The organism is Salinispora sp. CH2A1_6, assembly GCF_056820975.1.
In genome coordinates this window covers 626,376-647,318 of sequence record NZ_JBXEDG010000016.1, presented here as the reverse complement: position 1 = coordinate 647,318, position 20,943 = coordinate 626,376, and the positions used below count along the sequence as shown (strand labels likewise).

Genomic DNA, 20,943 nt, shown 5'->3' with positions numbered 1-20,943 from the left:
TAGTACCGACCGGTCCGAATGACGTCTGGTCAGGCGCTGGCGCGGCGGTTCCGGCTCAGCGCTTAGCGAGCGCGTTACGGGATTCGTTGAGGCGACGCAGGACGGTGCCGTCGTACAGGTCGGAGCCGACCTGGACGCTGACCCCACCGAGGACCTCGGGGTTGACCGACTGCTTGACGGTCACCTCGCGACCGTAGATGGCAGAGAGGCGGGCGACCAGGCGCTGCTCCTCCTCCGCACCCAACGGGGCCGCGACGGTCACGTACGCCACCTGCCGGTCCCGCTGGTCGGCGGCGAGCTCGACCAACCGGGTGAGCGCCCCGACAAAGGAGCGCCCGCCGAACCCGCCGAGCGCCACCTCGACCAGCCGGACGGTGACCGGGCGGGCCTTACCGGCGAGCAGCTCACCGGCGAGGGTGGCCCGCTGCGCGGTCGGGGCCGCCGGGTCCGACAGTATGTTGGAGAGCGCCGACTGACCGGCCACGACCTGACCGAAACGGAACAGCTCGTCCTCGACCTCGCCGAGGTCGCCCGCCTTGTCGGCGGCGGCCAGCAGCGCGGCCACGCCGAGCCGCTCGGCACCGTCGAGGAGTTCCGACGGGGCCGACCAGCGGTGGGAGACCAGGCTGGTCAGTAGGTCGAGCGCGTCCCCGCCGACCTTCCCGCGGAGGATTCCGGCGAGCAGGTCGGCCCGGTCCGCACCGGAGCGGGCCGGGTCAACGAGGGCCCGGCGCAGCCGTGGCTCGCGCCGGAGCAGGTCGGCGACGGAGAGAAGGTCCTCGGCGGTGGCGGCCACCGCCGAAGACTCCGCGCCCCGGACGTACGCGTCGAGGCGGTCGGCCGCGATCTTGTACGACTCCCGGCTGGTGGCGGCCTGCATCAGCGGGCCCCCGCGCTCTCGAGACCGTCCAGGAACCGGTCGACCGTGCCGGCGCGGCGCGCCTCGTCGGCGAGCGACTCACCGACAATCTTGCCGGCCAGGTCCACCGCGAGCGTGCCGACCTCGGTACGCAGCTCGCGCACGATCGTGGTCCGCTCGGCGACGAGCTGCTCCTTGCCCGCGGCGATGATCCGGTCGGACTCCTCCCGCGCCTTGGCGAGGATGTCCTGCCGGATGCCCTCCGCGTCGGCCCGGGCGTCGTCGCGGATCCGGGCCGCCTCGGTGCGCACCTCGGCCAGCTGGGCCCGGTACTGCTCGAGCAGCTGGTTGGCCTCGGCCTGGGCCGCCTCGGCGCGCTTGAGGCCACCCTCGATCGCGTCCACCCGCGCCTGGTACATCGCCTCCATGCGCGGCATGACGAACTTCAGCAGCACGAAGACGAGTAGGGCGAAGGCGATGGTCCCGACGACAAGCTCCTGCCAGATCGGCAGGATCGGATTGTGCCCACCTTCGGCGGCGAGATACATGTCAGACCTCCGGGTCGGGGAAGGGTACTCGTCAGCCGATGGCGAAGGCGAGCACCAGGCCGAAGAGGGCGAGCGCCTCGACCAGGGCGAAGCCCAGGACCAGCCAGGTGCGGTTGAAGCCGGCGGACTCCGGCTGACGGGCGCTGGCCTGGATGTAGGCCGCGAAGACCAGCGCGACACCGATACCGGGGCCAATGGCGGCGAGGCCGTAGCCGACGGTGTTGATGCTGCCTTCGAGGGCGAGAACGTCCATTGCGGGTATTCCTCCTAGCTCACACGTGCGGTTTCACGTGTTCGGGGTTTGTACCAGAAAGCTTGGTCGGGCCGGGCAGCCCGCCGAGCGGGATCTCAGTGCTCCTCGGCGAGCGAGGTGCCGACGTAGTTGGCGGTCAGCGTGACGAAGACGTACGCCTGCAGCACGGCCACCAGCGCCTCGAAGAAGGCCATCACGATCGCCATCGCGAAGGAGAAGACCGAGGTCACCTGAACGAAGAGGTTGTCCGCGGACAGCATCACGAAGCCACCGACGGTGAAGACCAGCAGGAGCAGGTGACCGGCGAACATGTTGGCGAAGAGTCGGAGGGCCAGGGTAACCGGCCGCACGACGAAGTTCTGCAGGAACTCGATCGGGACCAGCAGGAAGTGCATCGGCCACGGCACGCCCGGCAGGACCAGGCTCATCTTGAGGTACTTGACGAGACCGTGCTTGCGGATCCCGACAGCGAGGTAGAGCACGTAGGAGATCGCGGAGAGCACGATCGGGAAGGCGATGTGCGAGTTCGGCGAGATCTGCAGCCCGGGAACGATACTGAAGATATTGGTGATCAGAATGAAGCTGAACAGCACCGTGAAGTAGGGGGCGAACCGGATGCCGGCATTACCCATCTGTTCCCGGGCGATGTTGTCCCGCACCAGCCCGTAGACCGACTCGGCCAGCCACTGCCCCTTGCTGGGGACCAGCTTCGGGTTCCGGTAGGCGGCCATGTAGAAGATGATCACCAGCCCGACGGCCAGCCAGACCATGAGGGTGAACTTCGTGACCCACGGGCCAGCCACCGCTGGGGGGTAGAAGTCATTGACGCTGGGGGGCCAGGGAAGGTCCTGGGCGACGACCAGCTGTCCGCTCACCGTGTCATCCTCCACACTCGACAGACCGGCGCGTGCCGACACTCAGGCACCGAGCCTCTTCATGATCAGGTAGATCGCTGCGGCTGCGCCGAGCATCATGCCGACGGCGATCCCCACGCCGGCCGGCACGCCGAGGAAGCCCTCTGCCAACCAGCCGAGAAATCCCCAGACCAGGATGCCGGCGAGGAGGTAGCCAAGCACGGCACCCGCCACACCCTCCGACGAGTGCGCGTCGGACGGTTCGCGGTCTGGGTTGTCGGCCATTACGACGCGTACATTAGCAGCCGGAACACGCAGGAGTGTGCGGCACCCCCCGCACTGCAGGACGGCGTGCGGGCGGCGGCTGGCGCATCAATCCGGGCCAGCCTACTCCTGTCCGACACGCGGCACCGGACATCAAAGGTGGGGTAGCCGCCAGTCATCCGCCGAGGGCGGTCCGACCGCCCGCCTCCTCAGTTCCGCGACGACGGGCCGACTGTGGGTAATGGAGCGCGGAGCGCCCAGGTCAGGTGGGCCGCCGTCCAGACCACCACAGCGACGATGATGGCCACCCCCAGGTCCGGTAGCCCGGCCCAGCCGGTCGCGGCGACCGCCGCCATCACCACGCCCAGCACGACGATCTTCGTGACGTAGGTGACCAGCCCAACCGACATGATCAGCTGCGGGCTGACCGCGTCCGCCCAGGCCACCGAGAGACCGGAGACCAGATAGCTCACGACAACGAGCGCGATCCCCGCCGCCACCGCGATCGCGGAGGTGCTACCCCGGACGGCCGCGGCGACCGGTACCGCGGCGACCGCGAGGAGGGCACACGAGGCCAGGGGCAGCCGCAGGTACGGCAGCCGCGCGCGAATCGCGCCCGGCTCGCCCGCGGCCGGATCGGTCCGCCGCGGTTGGTCCTCGTCCCGCCCCTGGGAGGTCGGCGTCGTCTCGGTGTTCACAACACCACAGTCTATTGGTCGGCGTGCCGGTGGCCGCGCGGCGCCAGGTAGCCGGTGCGACGGGGCACACCGGCCGGTATCTCCCGCCCCACCGGCGAGAACGCCCGCGCCCGGTGCGGGCCGCTACTCTCCGGTCCGGGCACGGGTGACGGTGAAGGCGGTTACCTCGCTCGGCGGGACGAAGTCCCGAACCGGCTGCCCCCGCAGCGCGGCGGACATCAGCTCCGCCACCCCGTCGGCCATCCGCGCCTGGACCGCGTGCCCCACCGCATCGCGCGGGTCATCCGGGTTGGTAGCGATCGCCGCCACCGCGAGCTGCGGCGTGACCGCGACGAAGGACTCCGTGCCGTACCCCTCCGAGCTACCAGTCTTGCCGGCGACCGGACGTCCCAGCTGGGAGCGAAACTCCTCTGCGGTCCCCCCCTCGCAGCCCCGGTACATCGACTGATCCCCGACCGGGCACCGCGCGGCGTCCACCGCGGCCCGGGCCACATCCCGGGCCACGACCTGCCGGCAGTCCGGCGAGCCGGCCGCGACCACCCGCCCGGCCGCATCGGTGATCCGCACCACCGGTAGCGGCGCGCACCACCGCCCGTCGGCCGCGATGGTGGCGTAGGCGTTCGCCAGATCCAACGGAGTCGTGGCCGACACACCCAGCGTGAACGGGCCCCACGCCTGAGCACCGTGCCGGGCCAACCGCTCGTCGCTGGGGGCACGGAACACGATGCCCAGCCGCTCGGCCATCTCCACCACGCGATCCGCGCCGACCTCCTGGGTCAACCAGGCGAAGTACGTGTTGACCGACTTACCGAACGCGCCCCACATGGTGTGCTCGCCCTTGACCAGCGGGCTGGCGTTGCGGGGGCACCACTTCCCGTCGCAGCTCACCGGACCGCTGACCGGGAAACCGGTAACGATCCGGTCGGGCGCGTCAAACACGGTGTTCAACGGCAGCCCCGCCTCCACCGCGGCCAGCACGGTGAACAGTTTGAACGTGCTCCCGCCCTGGTAGCCCTGGATCGTGCCGCCGCCGGCGACCAGCTGGTTGACCGTGTTCGGGCGGTTCTTCCACCCGTCCGGGTTCGACTGCACGCCGTAGGTGCGGTTGACCGCCATGGCGAGCACCCGGCCGGTACCGGGCTGGACCACGGCGGTCGGCAGTGCGTGCGGATGGTTCGCCGAGTAGATCTGCCGCACCTGCTCGGTCGCGGCCTGCTGCACCGCCGGGTCCAGGGAGGCCACAATCTCGTAGCCGCCCCGACGCAGGGCGAGCTGCCGCTCGTCAACCGTCGACCCGAACGCCTCCTGGGAATTCCACCAGCGGGTGAACCAGTCGCAGAAGAAGCCCCAGTCGTTCTGCTTTGCCGGCACCGCCGCGCAGTCGTTCGGCGTCTCGGTGGGGCGCAGCCGCAGTGGTTCGGCCGCCACCCGGGCCGCCTCATCCGCCGCGAGCTGGCCGGCCTCGACCATCTGCTCCAGCACATACGCCCGACGTTGCCACGCGGCATCGGCGTCCCCGTTGAGCGGATCGTCCGTGTGTGGGGACTGGACCAGCCCGGCGAGCAACGCCGCCTCGGCCAGGGTCAGGTCCGCCGGCGATTTGGTGAAGTAGCGCTTACTCGCGGCCGCCACCCCATACGCGCCGGCACCGAAGTACGCGATGTTGAGGTAGCGGGCGAGGATCTCGTCCTTGCTCAGCTCCCGCTCCAGCGCCAACGCGTACCGCACCTCCTGCACCTTGCGCGCGGAGGTGACCTCGGTGGCGGCCCGACGCTGCTCCTCGGTCAGGCGCGGGTCGCTGGACAGAACGTTGCGGACGTACTGCATGGTCAGTGTGGAGGCCCCCTGCCGAACCTCACCGCCACGCTGGTTGGCGGTGAACGCCCGGACCACGCCGCGCAGGTCCACCCCCCGGTGCTGGTAGAAGCGGGCGTCCTCGGCAGCGAGGATCGCCTGACGCATCACCGGGGCCACCTCGTGCAGCGGCACATCCACCCGGTCCTCCTGGTAGAAGGAGGTGATCAACGTACTGCCGTCGTTGGCGTACAGGTTGGACCGCTGCGGGGTTGGCGGCGTCCGCAGGGTGTTCGGCAGCTCCGTGTAGGGCGCGGCGAGCGCCGAGAAGCCGACTCCGTACACCAGCGCGGCGGGCAAGGCCGCCACCGCGAGCCCGAGACCGGCCAGCAGGCCGGCGAGCAGGACTGTCATTAGCTTGTTCAGGTGTGCCCGGGTCATCAGCTCTCCCCGCAGGAGCCGGCAAGACCCGTCCAGAATGACCCGAATGCGCCTCTTGTCCGCCTCGTTCCGCTGATGGGTAACCCGGGTGGGTTACGGCAACAACACCGCCGCCAGCGGACGCACCGTCTCCTCGACTTCGTCCGCGACCCGGCCGAAACACTGGTCGCCCCGGCCCCACGGGTCGTCGAGGTCGTCCCCGGGGAGCGGGCCGCCCCCCGCCCGCACGGCGTCAACCGCCTCAACCAGCGCCACACCGCGCGCGTACACGGCGGTGGGGCTCACTCCAGCCGCCGGCAGACCTGCCAGGTCCACCGCCGGCAGCAGGCGGCCGAACTCACCCAACACGAAGGTGCGGGAACCCGCGTCCGGACGCAACACCGACACGAACTCCTGCTGGTCGGCGGTCGCCGTGAGCACCAGGTCAGCGCCGTCGATGTGCTCCGAACGCAGCTTGCGGGCCGCGAAACCGTCGATGCCACCGCCCCGCCTGGTCACCTGTCGGGCCGCCGGCGGATTCATCTCCTCACCGGCGTGCCAGCCACCGGTGCCGGCGCTGTGACTGTGCAGCAGCTCGTCGGCGACCCCCGGTGCGGCCTCGCCGCGCCGGGCCAACTGCTCCTGGACAGCCAGGACCAGCAGCCGCTCCGCCATCGGAGAACGACAGATGTTGCCCATACAAACGTGGAGAACGGTAAACGGCGGCACTTCAGGCCACCCGGTTCGCGACGATGTCCGGCACCACATCCCGCAGTCGGTCCAGCGCGATCGCACCGGCGCGGAGCAGCTGGGGCACCGCCCCGGTCAGGTCCACGATCGTGCTCGGCACCGGATCAACCGCCGGCCCCGCCTCCAGGTACGTGCGCACCGAGTAGGCGAGCTGCCCCCGGGCCGCCTCCGCGGTGGTGGCCGCCGGCAAACCAGCCGTGTTCGCCGACGCCACCGCCATCGGGCCGGTCTCCCGGAGGACCTCCAGCGCGACCGGATGCAACGGCATCCGCACCGCGACCCGACCCGAGGTCTCCCCCAGATCCCAGCGAAGGCTGGGCGAGTGCTCCACCACGATGGTCAGCGCGCCCGGCCAGAAGGCCGCCACCAGGTCGCGGGCCGCGCTGGGCAACGAGAAGACCAGACCATCCAGGGTGTGCCGGGAGCCGATCAGCACCGGTGGCGGCACCGGCTGGCCGCCCTTGGCGTCGAGCAGGGCCTTGACCGCGTGCGGAGTGAACGCGTCCGCCCCGATCCCATAGACCGTGTCGGTCGGCAGGACGACCAACTCGCCGTCGCGGATCGCCTTGATGGCTGCCGCGATGCCGCGGTCCCGGTCGGCGGGCGACCGGCAGTCGTAGAGCATCACGAGCAGCAGTCTGCCACGCCCGAGTCCGGGCGGTGTGCCGGCCGTACCCGGGCGGCGGACACGCGCGCCCCGCCCCCGCCCCGGAGGTGGGCGAGTTCACCGGCTACTCGCCAACGCCACCGGGCTCTCCCGGGTCCACGGCGTCCCGACGCCGGACCGCCGTAGCGAATCGGGGCCGGCCAGCGAGGTCGGCGTGTTCGGCGATCACGTCGAACCGGCCGTCCCCGGCCAGCAGCCCGGGTACCGCCGCGCCCTGGGTGTCGTCGTGCTCGATCCCGAGCCGCCCCCCGGACCGTAACAGCAGCGCGGCCCGCGGCACCACCGGCCGGATCACGGCCAACCCGTCCGCGCCGGCGAAGACCGCAGGCGCCGGATCGTGCCGGCCGACCTCCGGCGGCACCACCACATCCGCCGGCACGTACGGCGGATTGCACAGCAGCACGTCCACCCGGCCCAGAAGGTCGTCGAGCAGATCCGGCGCCGTGACGTCGGCGACCACCACCTCAACCGGCCGATCACCGGCGGCGGCCCGGCTGGCGACGTTGCGCCGCAGCCACGACAGCGCCGCCGGGGAACGCTCCACCGCGACCACCCGGGCCGCCGGGACCTCCTGCGCCACCGCCAGGGCGATCGCACCCGAGCCGCTGCACAGATCCACGACCAACGGCGCCGCCTCCCGGCGTGCCTGCTCGACGCCCCACCCGGCGAGCAGCTCCGTCTCCGGACGAGGCACGAAGACACCCGGGCCGACCGCCAGGTCGAGATGCCGAAAGGGGGCGCTGCCGGTGAGATGCTGCAACGGTTCCCGGCCGGCCCGCCGGGCCACCAACGCGTCGAACCGGCGACGCTGGTCCGGGCTTAGCCCGTCAGCCAGCGCCAGCCGTCCCCGCGGCACCCCCAGCACGTACGCGGCCAGCACCTCCGCCTCCCCCCGGGGCCCCGCCACCCCGGCGTCGGCCAGCACCCGGGCGGCCCGGACGACCGCCCGGGTAGGTCGCTCCCGATTCGTTCCTTCGGACGGCTGTTGCGACAAAGTGCTCACGCCATAATCATGAGGCGTCGCGTCACCGGCCACGAGCCGGTGCGGTCAGGCGCACACAGACAGGAGGTCGTGGGTGGGTTGGTTGGACCAAGTCGGCGACCAGGTTGACACCCTGACCCGGGCCCGCGGGCTACAGGAGTCGAGCCGCTCCGCCGAGGCGTACCGCATCCTCTCGGAGGTGCTCGCCACCACCAACGACCGGTACGCCCGGGCCGACGCCCTGGTGCAACGTCTCTCCGCGGTGGTCAACCTGGGCCGCACCGCGGAGTACACCCGGGCCATCGAGGAGGCCACCACCGCCGTCCGGGACCTCGCCGAGCCGTACCCGCATGGGCACCTCCACGCGCTCGCCGCGCTCGCCGCCCACCACCAGGGTGCCCAGGACCGCTGCGTCATGCACCTGGTACGCGCCGCTCGCGCGCTGGGTGCCGTCGAGGACCCCGACCGGGACACCGCCTGGGGCTGGCACGACCTCGCGATGGCCTACTCCTACCTCAGCTTCCACGGGTACGCGCTGGGCGCGATCGAGCGGGCACGACAGCTCGGGCTCGCCGCCGGGATCCCGGCGGAGACCTTCGCCACCCCCGGCATCCGACTGCGCAACGCCGTCGCGCTGGACCACACCGGCGACAGCGACGGCTGTCTGCGGGTGCTCCGCGACATCGCCAGCGACCTGGCACAGTTCCTGCACGCCGGACACGCCGGGCGGCTCCGCCCGAGCAGCCTCGCCGCGTACGGCTACGCCGCAGCGCGGCAGGCCGCCCTGGGTGACCGGCTGGAGGTGGAAACAGACGCCGCCCCGGCCCGGCTGCTGGGTCATGGCGGCGACAGTGCCCGGGCGCGAGACATGCGCCAACTCGGCGAGGTCTGCCTGGCCATCGCGGCCGACCGTCCGATCGAGGCGGTCGCCCGACTGGACACCATCCAGGTCTCCACCGAGACCCTGGGCGCGGCCGAGCCCGATCGGCTCCGCAGTATCGCGCTCGGGCGGGCCGGTGAACACGTCGCCGCGCACCGGGTCGACCGGCGAGCGTTCCGGCTCGCCGCGCAGCGCAACGATCGACTTCGGGACGTCTACATCGACGGAATCGCCGCCCGGATCGACCACGAGGAGATGCGCCGCGAGGCGGCCCGCTTCGAGGGAGAGGCACTCACCGACCCGTTGACCGGGCTACCCAACCGCCGCCGGCTGGAACGGCACATCGCCACCGTGATGGCACAGGGAACACGGGTGGTGATCGGCGTCTGCGACCTGGACGGGTTCAAGGCGGTGAACACGTACCACGGGCACCACTCCGGCGACCTGGTCCTGCAGCGCGTCGCCGGGGTGGTCAACCGGGTGATGCGGCGCAACGACTTCGTGGCCCGCTACGGCGGCGACGAGTTCGTCGTGGTGCTACCCGGGACGAACATGGCCGAGGCGGAGGAGGTGGCGCGCCGGATCAGGTCCGCCGTCCGGACCGAGGACTGGGAGTCCCTCGTCCCCGGCACTCCGGTCGGGGTCAGCATCGGCTTCGCCGAGGTAGCCGCCACCGGCCCCGACGTACAGGATGCCCTGAGCGTCGCCTTCGAGACCGCCGACCGGGAGATGCTGCGCGCCAAGATCCGCCCCCGCGCCTCCTGACGGCCTCGGGGCCGGGCCCGCAGACCGTCTACCCGGGCGAGCCGGGGTGTCAGCGGCGGCCCAGATCCGTGTTGCCCGCCAACCGGGCTGCCCGGTCGGCCTCAGCGAGCGCCACCAGCACGCCGTCCAACTCGCCGGCGAGGGCCAGGTCCAGGTTGTACGCCGTGTACCCGATTCGGTGGTCGGTGATCCGGTTCTGCGGAAAGTTGTAGGTGCGGATCCGCTCCGAACGGTCCACCGTCCGTACCTGCGCCTTACGCGCGTCGGAGGCGGCGGCGTCGGCCTGCTCCTGCGCCACCGCCAAGAGTCGGGCCCGCAGGATCCGCATCGCCTGCTCGCGGTTCTGTAGCTGGGACTTCTCGTTCTGGCAGGAGACGACGATGCCGGTCGGCAGGTGGGTGATCCGGACCGCGGAATCGGTGGTGTTCACCGACTGACCACCGGGACCGGACGACCGGAACACATCGATCCGAAGCTCGTTCGGATCGATCGTCACATCGATCTCCTCGGCCTCCGGCAGCATCAGCACGCCGGCCGCGCTGGTGTGGATGCGTCCCTGCGACTCGGTGACCGGCACCCGCTGCACGCGGTGCACACCGCCCTCCCACTTGAGTCGGGACCACACCCCGTTGCCGCCTTCCGGCACTCCCTTGCTCTTGATGGCCAGCGAGACGTCCTTCACCCCGCCCAGGTCGGAATCCTGCGCATCGATCACCTCGACCAGCCAGCCACAGCGCTCGGCGTACCGGGTGTACATCCGCAGCAGATCACCGGCGAAGAGCGCCGACTCCTCGCCCCCCTCCCCCGCCTTGATCTCGACGATGACGTCCTTGGCGTCGTGCGGGTCCCGCGGGATCAACAACTCAGCGAGGCACTCCTCCAGCGCCGGCAGGGTCACCGCGATCGCCTCAGCCTCGGCGGCGAAGGCAGGGTCCTCGGCCGCCAGCTCCTTCGCTGCCGACAGGTCGGCTCGGGCCTGCGCCAGCTCCGTGGCGGCCTTGTGCAGCGGTGCCAGCTCCGCGTACCGGCGACCGACTCGGCGAGCCAGGTTCTGGTCGGCGTGAATCGCCGGGTCGGCCAGCCGCTCTTCCAACTCCGCGTACTCGTCCAGAAGGGTGGCCAGACGCTCGCTACTCATGGACAGCTACTCCTTCGACAACGGCGCTGGGCGGCTTGCCCCGAAGCGGGGCGGAATACGGACGGCGCCCGCGCCCGGACAGGAAACCGGACACGGGCGCCGAGTGGGGCGTTACTTGCCCTTCTTGGCCTGAACCTTGGCGTACTTCTGCTGGAACTTGGCCACCCGGCCGGCAGTGTCCAGAACGCGCTGCTTACCGGTGTAGAACGGGTGGCAGGCGCTGCACGTCTCTACGTGGATGGAACCGCCCTTGGCGGTGCTGCGGGTGGTGAAGGTGTTACCACAGGAGCAGACGACCTCCGTGGTCGAGTACTCCGGGTGGGCGTTGGGCTTCATGTCGCCTCGGTCCTCTCGTTGGTGGTCGCCGGGTCGCCCAGCCGCGTGTGCAACGGATTGGGCGTGAACCGGAACCGGTGGCCGACTAACCAGTCTGCCACGGGGGTGGGTTGGCGCGGCAGGCGGGCCATACCGCGGCACTGCCAGCGCAAACGTCGGCCCGTACCACCGCATTCCCCGATCCGCCGCCGAGCATTCGCCCCCGGCGGCTCCGTTTCCGGCGCGGGGACGGTCCGCCGCGGTGTGCCGAGTTACCCGGCGCCGGGGCACGACAAGACGCGGCCGTGCCCCGGGCCGAGCTGGGGGCTCACTCCCCCGGCGTCGACTTCGCAATCTGCATCAGGAACTCGATGTTGGTCCGCGACTGCTTGAGCCGGTCCAGCAGCAGGTCCAGCGCGGCCTGCGAGTCCAGCGCGTGCAGCACCTTCCGGAGCTTGTGGACAATGGCCAGCTCCTCCGGCGCAAGCAGGATCTCCTCCTTACGCGTGCCGGACGGGTGGATGTCGATAGCCGGGAAGGTCCGCTTGTCGGCGATCTTCCGGTCCAGCTTCAACTCCGCGTTGCCGGTGCCCTTGAACTCCTCGAAAATGACCGTGTCCGCTGTCGAACCGGTCTCCACCAGCGCGGTGGCGAGGATGGTCAGCGAACCGCCGTTCTCGATGTTGCGGGCCGCACCGAGGAACCGCTTGGGCGGGTACAGCGCGGTGGAGTCGATACCACCCGACATGATCCGGCCGCTGGCCGGCGCGGCCAGGTTGTACGACCGGCCGAGCCGCGTCACCGAGTCCAGCAGCACGACCACGTCGTGGCCCAACTCGACCAGCCGCTTCGCCCGCTCGATCGCCAACTCGGCGACGGTGGTGTGGTCCTGCGGCGGGCGGTCGAAGGTGGCCGCGACGACCTCACCCTTCACCGACCGCTGCATGTCGGTGACCTCTTCTGGGCGCTCGTCCACCAACACCACCATCAGGTGGCACTCCGGATTGTTATGGGTGATCGCATTAGCGATCGCCTGCAACACCATCGTCTTACCGGCCTTGGGCGGCGAAACGATGAGTGCCCGCTGCCCCTTGCCGATCGGCATCACCAGGTCGATCACCCGAGTGGTGAGGATGTGCGGCTCGCTCTCCAACCGCAGTCGCTCCTGCGGGTAGAGCGGGGTCAGGCGATAGAACTCCGGCCGGCGCTTCGCCTCCTCCGGCTCCATCCCGTTGATGGTGTCCAGCCGGACCAGCGGGTTGTACTTGTCCCGCCGCTGCTCGCCCTCCCGCGTCGCACGGACGGCGCCAGTGATCGCGTCACCGCGCCGCAGACCGTACCGCTTGATCTGGGACATAGAGACGTAAACATCGTTCGGCCCGGCCAGATAGCCGGTAGTCCGGACGAAAGCGTAATTGTCGAGCACATCGATGATGCCGGCCACCGGGACAAGGACGTCGTCCTCGGTAACCTGGGGCTCCCGGCCGCCATCGCCGTCCCGGTCGCCACGGCCGCGCCGACGGTCCCGGAAACGGCTGCGCCGGCCACGCCGACCGCCGCCCTCGTTCTCCTCCTCGCCGTCGTTGTCACGCTGGCCCCGCTCGTTCCGGTCGCCCCGGTCGTTCCGCTCCGCACGGTCACCACGCTCGGCCCGCTCCGCACGGTCGTTCCGGTCGCCCCGCTCAGCCCGGTCGTTCCGGTCGCTCCGCTCGGCACGGTCGCTCCGCTCGGCACGCTCGCCCCGCTCGGCACGCTCGCCCCGCTCGGCACGGTCGCCCCGCTCGGCACGCTCGCCCCGCTCGCCCCGCTCGGCACGGTCGCCCCGCTCGGCACGCTCGGCACGGTCGCCCCGCTCGGCACGCTCGGCACGCTCGGCACGCTCGCCCCGCTCGGCACGCTCGCCCCGCTCGGCACGCTCGCCCCGCTCGGCACGCTCAGCGCGGTCCCGGGCACCGCGGCCCTCACCCCGCTCCCGGCGTTCGCCGGCCTCGGCCCCCTCCGGTCGCGTCTCGGCGCGGGCCTCACCGGCCTCGCTGACCGCCCGGCCACGTCGGCCACGGGCGCGGCCGGTGGTCGCCGTGGTCGGCGTGGTTGTAGACGGCTCGGCGGGACGCGACTCGGTCTCCGGCCGCTCACCCGACTCCCGAACCTCCGCGTGAACCTCCCCCCGGGCGGGGGCCGCAGCAGCCGCAACCTCGGCCCGCGGTCGAGGGGTTCCGGTGGCTGCCCCGCCACTCTGGCGCTCGGTGATGGCGCTGATCAGCTCACCCTTGCGCATGCGAGCCGTGCCCGAGATGCCGAGCGACGCGGCCAGGCTCTGAAGCTCCGGCAGCAGCATCGCCGACAGGCCTGTGCCGCTACGCCGACGACGGGTGGGAGCAGCGGTCGTGGCATCGCCAGCGACGTTGGAAACATCCGACGTCACGTCGGTGGTGTCGCTCAATGGAATCCTTCCCTCGATAGGCCGGGACTGCCCGGGATCGACATACAGGTGGCCGGGCGGCCTCGGTGCACCCGCCTCGCATTGACGCGTCGCGGGAGATGGTGACACAGCAGCCGGTCGCCTTCCCGACTCACCGAGGTGATGAGGACAGGCTCGCCGTCTGCCGCGACCGGTGCGCACTGCGGTGCGGCGTGTCTAGGCAGGGGTGACGGGCAGACCGCCGATAGCTTCGGGGGTGCGCCGACCCGCAGGAAAATCGCGTGCTTCGCGGCTGTGCTAAGTCTAGAGCGTAATCAACTCTTCCGACCTGCGGCAACAGGATCCCGCTCCGCGTGTCCCAGTCTACCCCGCCCGATCCGGGCGCCGTGCACCTCTACCGGCAAAGACCAAACCTGCCAGTCCGGCCCCGCTACCAGGCCGGCCGGGGGATCGCGCAGCGCCAACACGGTCGGGCCGGCCCCAGACACCACCGCTGGCACATCCGCCGCGCGTAGCTCGGCAACCAGCGCGGCCGTCGCCGGCATGCTCTCGGCCCGATAGTCCTGGTGCAACCGGTCAACCGTGGCCGGCAGCAACAGCTCCGGCGCGACGCTGAGCGCATGGACCAGCAGTGCGGCCCGGCCAGCGTTGTGCGCCGCATCCTGGTGCGGCACGGTAGCCGGCAGGGCGGCCCGGGCGGCAGCCGTGAGCCCCCGCTTCGTCGGCACGAACACCGTCGGCCGAACCTCGGTGGCGACCGGAAGCGACACCGCACGGGCGCCCTCCGGCTCGGTCCACGCGACGGTGAACCCACCCAGCAGGCAGGGCGCCACGTTGTCCGGGTGGCCCTCGAGCCGGGCCGCGAGACGGAGCACGGCTGCGTCGTCCAGCCGCTGCTGCCCGTCGAGCACCAACGCGCGGGCCAACAGCACCCCGGCTACGATCGCCGCCGAGGACGAACCGAGGCCACGCGCCTGGGGGATCCGGTTGACGCACTCCACCGCCAGCCCCGCCGGTTGGCCGCCACACTCGGCGAAGGTGGCCCGCATCGCGCCCACCACGAGGTGCCGCTCGTCGCTCGGTAGGTCACCGGCGCCCTCGCCGACCACCTGCACCGTGACACCGCCATCGGTAACCTCGGCGCAGACATCGTCATAGAGTCCGAGGGCGAGCCCGACGGCGTCGAAACCGGGCCCCAGATTGGCGCTCGTGGCAGCGACTCGCACCCGAACGGGGCCGGGCATGAAGTTGGTGGACACGCGCTCATGCTAGGACCGCGCACCGATGTTGCGAACCACCGCCCCCGTCCGACTGCCGGTGAGATAGCGGGCGGGGTGCCCCCGGCAGGTCAGCGCAGCGCGGACTCCGACTCGGCGGCCGGTCCGGTCAGCGAGAGGCGGCGGGTCGCCACCCGCCAGCCGATCGCGTAGACCAGGGTGACCAGACCGCCACCGGCCAGCACCACCCGTTCGTCCACCACGTCGATCACCGATGCCACCACCAACTGGCTCACCGAGATGGCGAGGGTCGCCAGCATCATGTCGGTGGCGAAGACCCGCCCCCGTAACCGGTCCGGGACCTCGCCCTGGAGGGCGTAGTTGGACATGACCCAGTTACTACCCCCGGCGAAGTGCGCCACAAAGACCAACACGAGCACCAGCGGGAACCAGTTCACCGCCGAGGTGCCCAGATAGGCCAGCCCATACAGCGACATCGACAGGGCCAGGCCCGGCAGCAGCCAGGCGCGGTTACCCAGAACCCGTCGCATCAGGATCGGACCGACCAGGGCCCCCGCCCCACGTACCGCGAAGAGCAGACCGGCGCCGATCGGGCCGACCCCATAGGTCACTGCCAACAGGGGAAAGACCGTCAACACACCGTTGCCGAGACCGACCGCCGACTTCACCGTCACCAACGCCAGCACCCGGGGCCGGTGGCCGATGTAGCCAAGCGCCTCCCGGACAGCTGCCCACGTGGGCTGTACCGGCCGGTCCCGCTCGCGGGGAGCCTGCAGGGGCCGACGGATCAGCCCGGCCAGGACCGCTGCCAGGACCAAGCCACCGGCGGCTACCCAGAAGGCGACGTACGGTCCGGTGGCGCTGCTCAGCACCCCGCCCAGCGACGCCCCGACAATCGTCATCGTGCCCCACGCCGAACCCGCGACCGCATTACCCGCTGCCAACTCGTCCCGGTCCAGCACGTTCGGCAGGGCGGCCTGCGCAGCCGGCGAGTAGAACGCCTTGGCTACCGCCACCACCCCGATCCCGACCAACGCCAGCCAGGCGGTGCCGGCATCGCGTACGCCGAGGAGCAGCAGGACGCCGACCAGCGCGGCGATGTTGGCCCCGATCATGATCCGGCGACGGTCGAACCGGTCCGCCACCGCCCCGGCGTACGGCAGCAGCAGCGCCACGATGCCGGTCTCCATGGCCAGCAGCAGCGCACCCCACACGCCGCTGCCGGTCAACGCCGGCAGGAGCACCAGCAACGGCACCATGACGAACCAGTCGACCCCGAAGACCATCAGCTCGGCCAAGAGCAGTTTGCGGAAGTTCTGGTTACGACGCAGGACCGAGAGGACGGACGGCATCACCGAACCCTATCCACCGCGATGCCGACCTTGGGTCGTCGTGCGGACAGCCGGGTCCGGAAACGGCGCGGACGCCCTCGACCAGCCGTCGAGGACGTCCGCGGGCCCGGGTCCTACTCCGTCGGTGGAAGCGGCGAGGTACGACTCCTGGGCAGTCGCAACACCTCGAACTGGTCAGTTCCCTCCACCAGCGCCGGCGGGGGCGTCGGTTGGTCGGACGCCTTCCCGGTGGCGGTGGCGGTGGTGGTGGCGCCCGGACCCGCAGGCTCGGCCGCACCGGGCTCGGTGGCCGCGGCAGAGGCCGCACCGGGCCCGCTGGCCGCCGGCTCGGCCGAGGTGGACGTGGCGACCGAGGTCTCGGCCACGGCCGGCGTCCCCCGCCGACCGGCCCGCCAGTCCCGGATCGACTCCTTGGCGTGCTCGACCATGACGTACAGGGTCGGAACCAGCACCAGGGTGAGCAACGTCGAGCTGAGCAGACCACCAATCACCACGATCGCCAGCGGCTCCGAGATGAATCCGCCCTCGCCGGTGAGGCCAAGGGCCATCGGCAACAGCGCGAAGATGGTCGCGACCGCGGTCATCAGAATCGGGCGCAGCCGGCGCCGGCCGCCCTCCACAACCGCCTCCCGGGCCCCCAGGCCCTGCGCCCGGTACTGGTTGACCAGGTCGAGCAGGACGATCGCGTTCGTCACCACGATGCCGACCAGCATGAGAACACCGATCAACGCCGGCACGCCCAGTGGGGTACCGGTAGCCAGCAGCAGCCCGATTGCGCCGGTCGCCGCGAACGGCACAGAGACCAGCAGGATCAGCGCCTGAGACAGGCTACGGAACGTCACAACCATGATCAGGAAGACGATCGCGATCGCGGCGAGCACCGCCAGACCCAGATCAGCGAAGGCCTCCTCCTGGTCCGCGCTGACCCCGCCGATGACGAAGGTGGCGCCGGGGACGTCGATCGCGTCCAGCCGCTCCTGCAGCTCCTGGCTGGTCGCACCGAGGTCGGAGCCGGTGGCCGTGCCGGTCACCGAGACGCTGCGCTCACCGTCGATCCGAGTGATCTGCTGGGGGCCGAGAACCTCACTGACCTCAGCGATGGCGCCCAGCGTGACCGCGCCGACCGGCAGCGCCCGTAGCTGCTCGGTCGACAGCGGAGGCGGGGCGGTTCGCAGCACCACGTCCCGCTGCTGGCCCTCGATCGTCAACTGCCCCAGCGGAGCGCCCCGGAATGCCTGCGCGACCAACTGCCCGACCGTCGCCTCGGTGAGCCCGACCGCCGCGGCCTTAGCCCGATCGACCGTGACCGCGACCTGCCCGATCTGGGTGGCCACGCTGGTGGTCACGTCTTCAACGCCGGGCAGCCCAGCCATCGCCGCCGACGCCTCGTCGATCGCCTGGGTCCGGGTCGCCGAATCGGTGGCCTGAACGATCACCTCAAGCTGGTTCGCGGCAGCGCCGCCCTGCCCGGCCCCGAACCGGAACTCTCCCGCCTCGGCGCCGAACTCGTCGAACTTCTCCCGCAGAGTGGCCCGCATCTGCTCGGCGTCAGTGTCCACCAGGGTGAGTGACCAGGTCGCCATGTTGTTGCCGCCGGCACCGGCCCACGGGTTACCCCCCGCCCCGGCCGTCACCTGATAGGTCTCGATGCCCTCGGTGTCGGCCAGCACCTCCTCGACCCGCTGCGCGGCCGCGTCCGTGCCGGCCAGGCCGGTGCCCGCCGGTAGTTCCTGGGTGATGGTCATCGTGTCCTGGCCGGAGTCGTCGAGGAAGTTCGTCTCCAGCTGGCGAGACAGGCCGAACGTGCCGAAGAGGACCAGGACACCGAGGCCGAGGGTGATCCACCGGGTGGACCGTTCCCGGGTGGCGAAACCGATGACCGGCAGGTACGCGCGCTGCAGCGGGTTACGCAGCTCCTTCTGCTCCGCCGCCCGGCGCACCGCCGCCTCGTCCGCCGGCTGACCGGCCGGCTGGAGGAACCAGTACGCCAGCACCGGAATGAGAGTCAGCGACACCAGCAGCGAGGCGAGCAACGCCACCGTCACGGTGATCGCGAACGGCGCGAAGAGCTGCCCGATAAATCCACCGACCAGCGCGATCGGGGCGAAGACGGCGACCGTGGTGAGGGTGGAGGCGGTCACCGCCCCGGCGACCTCGCGGACCGCGGTCCGGATGGCGTCCTGCTTGGACTCACCGTACTCGAGATGTCGTTTGATGTTCTCCAGCACCACGATCGAGTCGTCGACGACGCGCCCGACCGCGATGGTCAACGCGCCGAGGGTGAGCAGGTTGAGCGAGTAGTCACCGATCCAGAGCGCGATGAGCGCTACCAGCACCGACAACGGGATGGAGACCGCGGTAACAACGGTGGAGCGCACCGAGAGGAGGAAGACCAGGATCACCAACGCGGCCATCACGAGGCCGATCAGGCCCTTGGTGGCGAGGCCTTTGATCGACTTCTCGACGAAGGGAGCCTGGTCGAAGACGACGGTCAACTCCGCGCCCGAGGCGGCGCGCAGCTCCGCCAGCCGCTCCCGGATCTCCTGGGAGATCTCCACCGCGTTCCCGTCCGGGGTCGCGGTCACGGCGATACCCAGGCTCTCCTGGCCGTTGGTACGCGTGATCGCGGTGACCGGCGTGAGCTGCTCCTCAACCGTCGCCACGTCGCCGAGGCGTACCGGGGCCGCCGGCGCCACCTTGAGGATGACGTCACGTAGTTCGTCAAGGGTGCCCAGCGGGGTGCCGACCTGCACCGGAAGCGTCTGCTCGCCATCGGCGACCGCGCCGGCCGGGATGGCCACGCCATTGGCCCGCAACGCCCCGCCGAAAGCACTGGGCTGAATCCCCGCGGCGGTGAGTTTCGCCACATCTGGGGTGATGACCAGTACCTCGTCCCGGGTGCCCGTCAGATCGACCGTACGGACGCCCTCGATCGCGGCCAGCTCCGGCAGGACCGTGCCGCGCAACTGCTCACCGAGCACCCGCTGATCGTCGCCACCGGAGGCGGCGAGCACCACCGCTGGGAGGTCATCCGTGCCACCGGCGATGACCTGAGGGTCGACCCCCTCTGGCAGTCCGGCGATCCGGTTGAGCGCGGCCTGCATCTGGTTGACCGCGTCGTCCACATCGGTGCCGAACTCGTACTCGACCTGGATGGTCGCCGCTCCCTCACGCGAGGTTGAGGTGATCTTCTCCAGTCCGGCGATGCCCTGCAGGCTGTTCTCGATCGGCTCGGTGACCTGCGACTCGACCGCCTCCGGACCGGCACCCGGATAGGGCGCCACGATGAAGGCGGCCGGGAACTCCAGCGACGGGAGGAGTTGCTGCTTCAGCGACGGTACGGCGAACGCTCCGAACACCGTGGTGACCACCGCGACAAGGGCTATCAGCCCTCTATTGGCGAGACTGAATCTGGCGAGCAGCGACATCAGCTGGGCTCACTCCTGAAACGGGAGACTTGGGTACGGGTGAGTCGAGTGTCCCGTACTGTTTCCACGCCGGTGCGCCGGGGTTGACTCGTCGGCGTGGCGGGGGAGACCTGTCCCGGCGCTCAGGCCAGATCAAGAGAACGGGCCGCGGCCAAGGGGTCATTGGCGATGGTCTCCGGCGCGGGGGCGGTCGAGATCGCCCACTCGGGATCCTTCAGACCATGCCCGGTAACCGTGCAAACAACCGTCGAACCCGCCGGCACCGTACCCGCGGCGGCCTGCTGGAGCAGTCCCGCGACGCTCGCGGCGCTGCCCAACTCGACGAAGACCCCGACATCGCGAGCGAGCAGCCGGTACGCGGTCAGGATCTCCCGGTCGGTGACTGCGGCGATCAGGCCCCCCGATGCGTCCCGGGCGTCCAACGCTCTCGACCAGCTCGCCGGATTGCCGATCCGGATCGCGGTGGCGATCGTGGCTGGTTCTCGCACCGCCTGGCCGGTTACGATCGGCGCGGCGCCAGCGGCCTGGAAACCGTAGAGTTTCGGTGCCCGGGTGATGTTTCCGGCCGCCTGTTCCTCCGAGTAGCCGAGCCAGTAGGCGGAGATGTTTCCCGCGTTACCGACCGGCATGCAGTGGATATCCGGTGCCGCGCCGAGGGCCTCGACAATCTCGAACGCGGCGGTCTTCTGGCCGTGCAGACGATCGGTGTTCACCGAGTTCACCAGGGCGACCGGATAGTCCTGGGCGAGCTTGGCCGCCAACGAGAGGCAGTCGTCGAAATTGCCGCTGACCTGGAGCAGGCGGGCGCCGTGCACCAACGCCTGGGCGAGCTTGCCCAACGCGATCTTGCCCTGTGGCACCAGCACCGCGCAGATCAGGCCGGCGCGCGCCGCATAGGCTGCGGCCGAGGCGCTGGTGTTGCCGGTCGAGGCGCAGATGATCACCTTGTTTCCGGCCTCGACTGCTCTGGAGACCGCGACAGTCATCCCCCGGTCCTTGAAGGAACCGGTCGGGTTAGCGCCCTCAACCTTCAGAAAGACCTCGCACCCGGTCCGCGCCGACAGCACCGGCGCCGGCAGCAGCGGGGTGTTCCCCTCGTGCAGGGTGACGACCGGGGTGGTCGCCGTGACCGGCAGCCGATCTCGGTACGCGTCGATAAGACCCCGCCACATATCGTCTCCTCCGCCTCTCCTGGCCCCGACTCTCCGGCCTCCGCCGCCTGGCCCGGGCCCAATCCGCCGGGGTCCAGCCTGGACCAGCCGGCCAATCGGACTACAGCGCACCCGGCCCGCGACCCACCAGGCGAGACGCGATCC

General features: G+C 70.8%; 18 protein-coding genes. 1 reads left to right on the top strand and 17 read right to left on the bottom strand.

Going from position 1 to position 20,943, the window contains the following annotated elements; genetic code table 11:
• Window positions 1-55: 55 nt before the first annotated feature.
• The 10 genes from AC1UKG_RS24035 to prmC all read right to left on the bottom strand — a co-directional run bounded on the left by AC1UKG_RS24035 (window position 56) and on the right by prmC (window position 8,110).
• Window positions 56-880: a F0F1 ATP synthase subunit delta gene (locus AC1UKG_RS24035; protein ID WP_482643233.1), complete on the bottom strand. Its 825-nt coding sequence runs from the start codon at window positions 878-880 to the stop codon at window positions 56-58.
• Complete coding sequence (locus AC1UKG_RS24030; RefSeq protein ID WP_018815064.1) at window positions 880-1,407, bottom strand: F0F1 ATP synthase subunit B; 528 nt, start codon at window positions 1,405-1,407, stop codon at window positions 880-882. Before AC1UKG_RS24030 ends, AC1UKG_RS24035 begins: the two co-directional genes overlap by 1 nt.
• Before the next feature lie 31 nt (window positions 1,408-1,438).
• Entirely contained in the window at window positions 1,439-1,660 is a 222-nt protein-coding gene (gene atpE, locus AC1UKG_RS24025) for an ATP synthase F0 subunit C (protein WP_018815065.1), read from the bottom strand.
• A 95-nt stretch (window positions 1,661-1,755) separates the two neighbouring features.
• The gene (atpB, locus tag AC1UKG_RS24020; protein ID WP_482642358.1) at window positions 1,756-2,577 is read right to left on the bottom strand and encodes a F0F1 ATP synthase subunit A; all 822 of its coding nucleotides are present in this window, start codon (window positions 2,575-2,577) and stop codon (window positions 1,756-1,758) included.
• Entirely contained in the window at window positions 2,578-2,799 is a 222-nt protein-coding gene (locus AC1UKG_RS24015; RefSeq protein WP_018216786.1) for an MATE family efflux transporter, read from the bottom strand.
• A gap of 188 nt (window positions 2,800-2,987) precedes the next feature.
• The gene (locus AC1UKG_RS24010) at window positions 2,988-3,476 is read right to left on the bottom strand and encodes a hypothetical protein (protein ID WP_018745784.1); all 489 of its coding nucleotides are present in this window, start codon (window positions 3,474-3,476) and stop codon (window positions 2,988-2,990) included.
• Window positions 3,477-3,599: 123 nt separating this feature from the next.
• The gene (locus AC1UKG_RS24005; protein ID WP_018745785.1) at window positions 3,600-5,711 is read right to left on the bottom strand and encodes a transglycosylase domain-containing protein; all 2,112 of its coding nucleotides are present in this window, start codon (window positions 5,709-5,711) and stop codon (window positions 3,600-3,602) included.
• Between the two features lie 93 nt (window positions 5,712-5,804).
• Complete coding sequence (locus AC1UKG_RS24000; protein ID WP_482642359.1) at window positions 5,805-6,419, bottom strand: arsenate reductase/protein-tyrosine-phosphatase family protein; 615 nt, start codon at window positions 6,417-6,419, stop codon at window positions 5,805-5,807.
• 1 nt (window position 6,420) lies between these two features.
• On the bottom strand, window positions 6,421-7,065 hold the full coding sequence (locus tag AC1UKG_RS23995; protein WP_018745787.1) for an L-threonylcarbamoyladenylate synthase: 645 nt from the start codon (window positions 7,063-7,065) through the stop codon (window positions 6,421-6,423).
• A 106-nt stretch (window positions 7,066-7,171) separates the two neighbouring features.
• Window positions 7,172-8,110, bottom strand: a complete 939-nt coding sequence (gene prmC / locus AC1UKG_RS23990; protein ID WP_482642360.1) for a peptide chain release factor N(5)-glutamine methyltransferase — start codon at window positions 8,108-8,110, stop codon at window positions 7,172-7,174.
• A 73-nt stretch (window positions 8,111-8,183) separates the two neighbouring features.
• Between prmC and AC1UKG_RS23985 the strand changes: the two genes are divergently transcribed.
• On the top strand, window positions 8,184-9,734 hold the full coding sequence (locus tag AC1UKG_RS23985; protein ID WP_018745789.1) for a GGDEF domain-containing protein: 1,551 nt from the start codon (window positions 8,184-8,186) through the stop codon (window positions 9,732-9,734).
• Window positions 9,735-9,783: 49 nt separating this feature from the next.
• Here the strand turns inward: AC1UKG_RS23985 and prfA are convergent, their stop codons facing one another.
• From prfA to thrC, 7 genes are all read right to left on the bottom strand, one after another.
• On the bottom strand, window positions 9,784-10,872 hold the full coding sequence (gene prfA / locus AC1UKG_RS23980; RefSeq protein ID WP_018745790.1) for a peptide chain release factor 1: 1,089 nt from the start codon (window positions 10,870-10,872) through the stop codon (window positions 9,784-9,786).
• Window positions 10,873-10,983: 111 nt separating this feature from the next.
• Entirely contained in the window at window positions 10,984-11,208 is a 225-nt protein-coding gene (gene rpmE, locus AC1UKG_RS23975; RefSeq protein WP_018745791.1) for a 50S ribosomal protein L31, read from the bottom strand.
• Window positions 11,209-11,515: 307 nt separating this feature from the next.
• Complete coding sequence (gene rho / locus AC1UKG_RS23970; protein ID WP_482642361.1) at window positions 11,516-13,630, bottom strand: transcription termination factor Rho; 2,115 nt, start codon at window positions 13,628-13,630, stop codon at window positions 11,516-11,518.
• A gap of 293 nt (window positions 13,631-13,923) precedes the next feature.
• Window positions 13,924-14,868: a homoserine kinase gene (thrB, locus tag AC1UKG_RS23965; protein WP_482642362.1), complete on the bottom strand. Its 945-nt coding sequence runs from the start codon at window positions 14,866-14,868 to the stop codon at window positions 13,924-13,926.
• A gap of 89 nt (window positions 14,869-14,957) precedes the next feature.
• Entirely contained in the window at window positions 14,958-16,199 is a 1,242-nt protein-coding gene (locus tag AC1UKG_RS23960) for an MFS transporter (protein WP_018745794.1), read from the bottom strand.
• Between the two features lie 113 nt (window positions 16,200-16,312).
• On the bottom strand, window positions 16,313-19,627 hold the full coding sequence (locus AC1UKG_RS23955) for an efflux RND transporter permease subunit (RefSeq protein ID WP_018815069.1): 3,315 nt from the start codon (window positions 19,625-19,627) through the stop codon (window positions 16,313-16,315).
• Between the two features lie 122 nt (window positions 19,628-19,749).
• Window positions 19,750-20,799, bottom strand: coding sequence for a threonine synthase (gene thrC / locus AC1UKG_RS23950; RefSeq protein WP_018745796.1), 1,050 nt, complete (start codon window positions 20,797-20,799; stop codon window positions 19,750-19,752).
• Window positions 20,800-20,943: the final 144 nt, after the last annotated feature.

Bases quoted from the DNA above. Each gene is read 5' to 3' on its own strand.
- AC1UKG_RS24035 (WP_482643233.1), bottom strand. From the start codon at position 880: ATGCAGGCCGCCACCAGCCGGGAGTCGTACAAGATCGCGGCCGACCGC.
- AC1UKG_RS24030 (WP_018815064.1), bottom strand. From the start codon at position 1,407: ATGTATCTCGCCGCCGAAGGTGGGCACAATCCGATCCTGCCGATCTGG.
- AC1UKG_RS24005 (WP_018745785.1), bottom strand. From the start codon at position 5,711: ATGACCCGGGCACACCTGAACAAGCTAATGACAGTCCTGCTCGCCGGC.
- AC1UKG_RS23955 (WP_018815069.1), bottom strand. From the start codon at position 19,627: ATGTCGCTGCTCGCCAGATTCAGTCTCGCCAATAGAGGGCTGATAGCC.
- thrC (WP_018745796.1), bottom strand. From the start codon at position 20,799: ATGTGGCGGGGTCTTATCGACGCGTACCGAGATCGGCTGCCGGTCACG.
- AC1UKG_RS23960 (WP_018745794.1), bottom strand. From the start codon at position 16,199: ATGCCGTCCGTCCTCTCGGTCCTGCGTCGTAACCAGAACTTCCGCAAA.
- prfA (WP_018745790.1), bottom strand. From the start codon at position 10,872: ATGAGTAGCGAGCGTCTGGCCACCCTTCTGGACGAGTACGCGGAGTTG.
- rpmE (WP_018745791.1), bottom strand. From the start codon at position 11,208: ATGAAGCCCAACGCCCACCCGGAGTACTCGACCACGGAGGTCGTCTGC.
- AC1UKG_RS23995 (WP_018745787.1), bottom strand. From the start codon at position 7,065: ATGCTCTACGACTGCCGGTCGCCCGCCGACCGGGACCGCGGCATCGCG.
- AC1UKG_RS24015 (WP_018216786.1), bottom strand. From the start codon at position 2,799: ATGGCCGACAACCCAGACCGCGAACCGTCCGACGCGCACTCGTCGGAG.
- atpE (WP_018815065.1), bottom strand. From the start codon at position 1,660: ATGGACGTTCTCGCCCTCGAAGGCAGCATCAACACCGTCGGCTACGGC.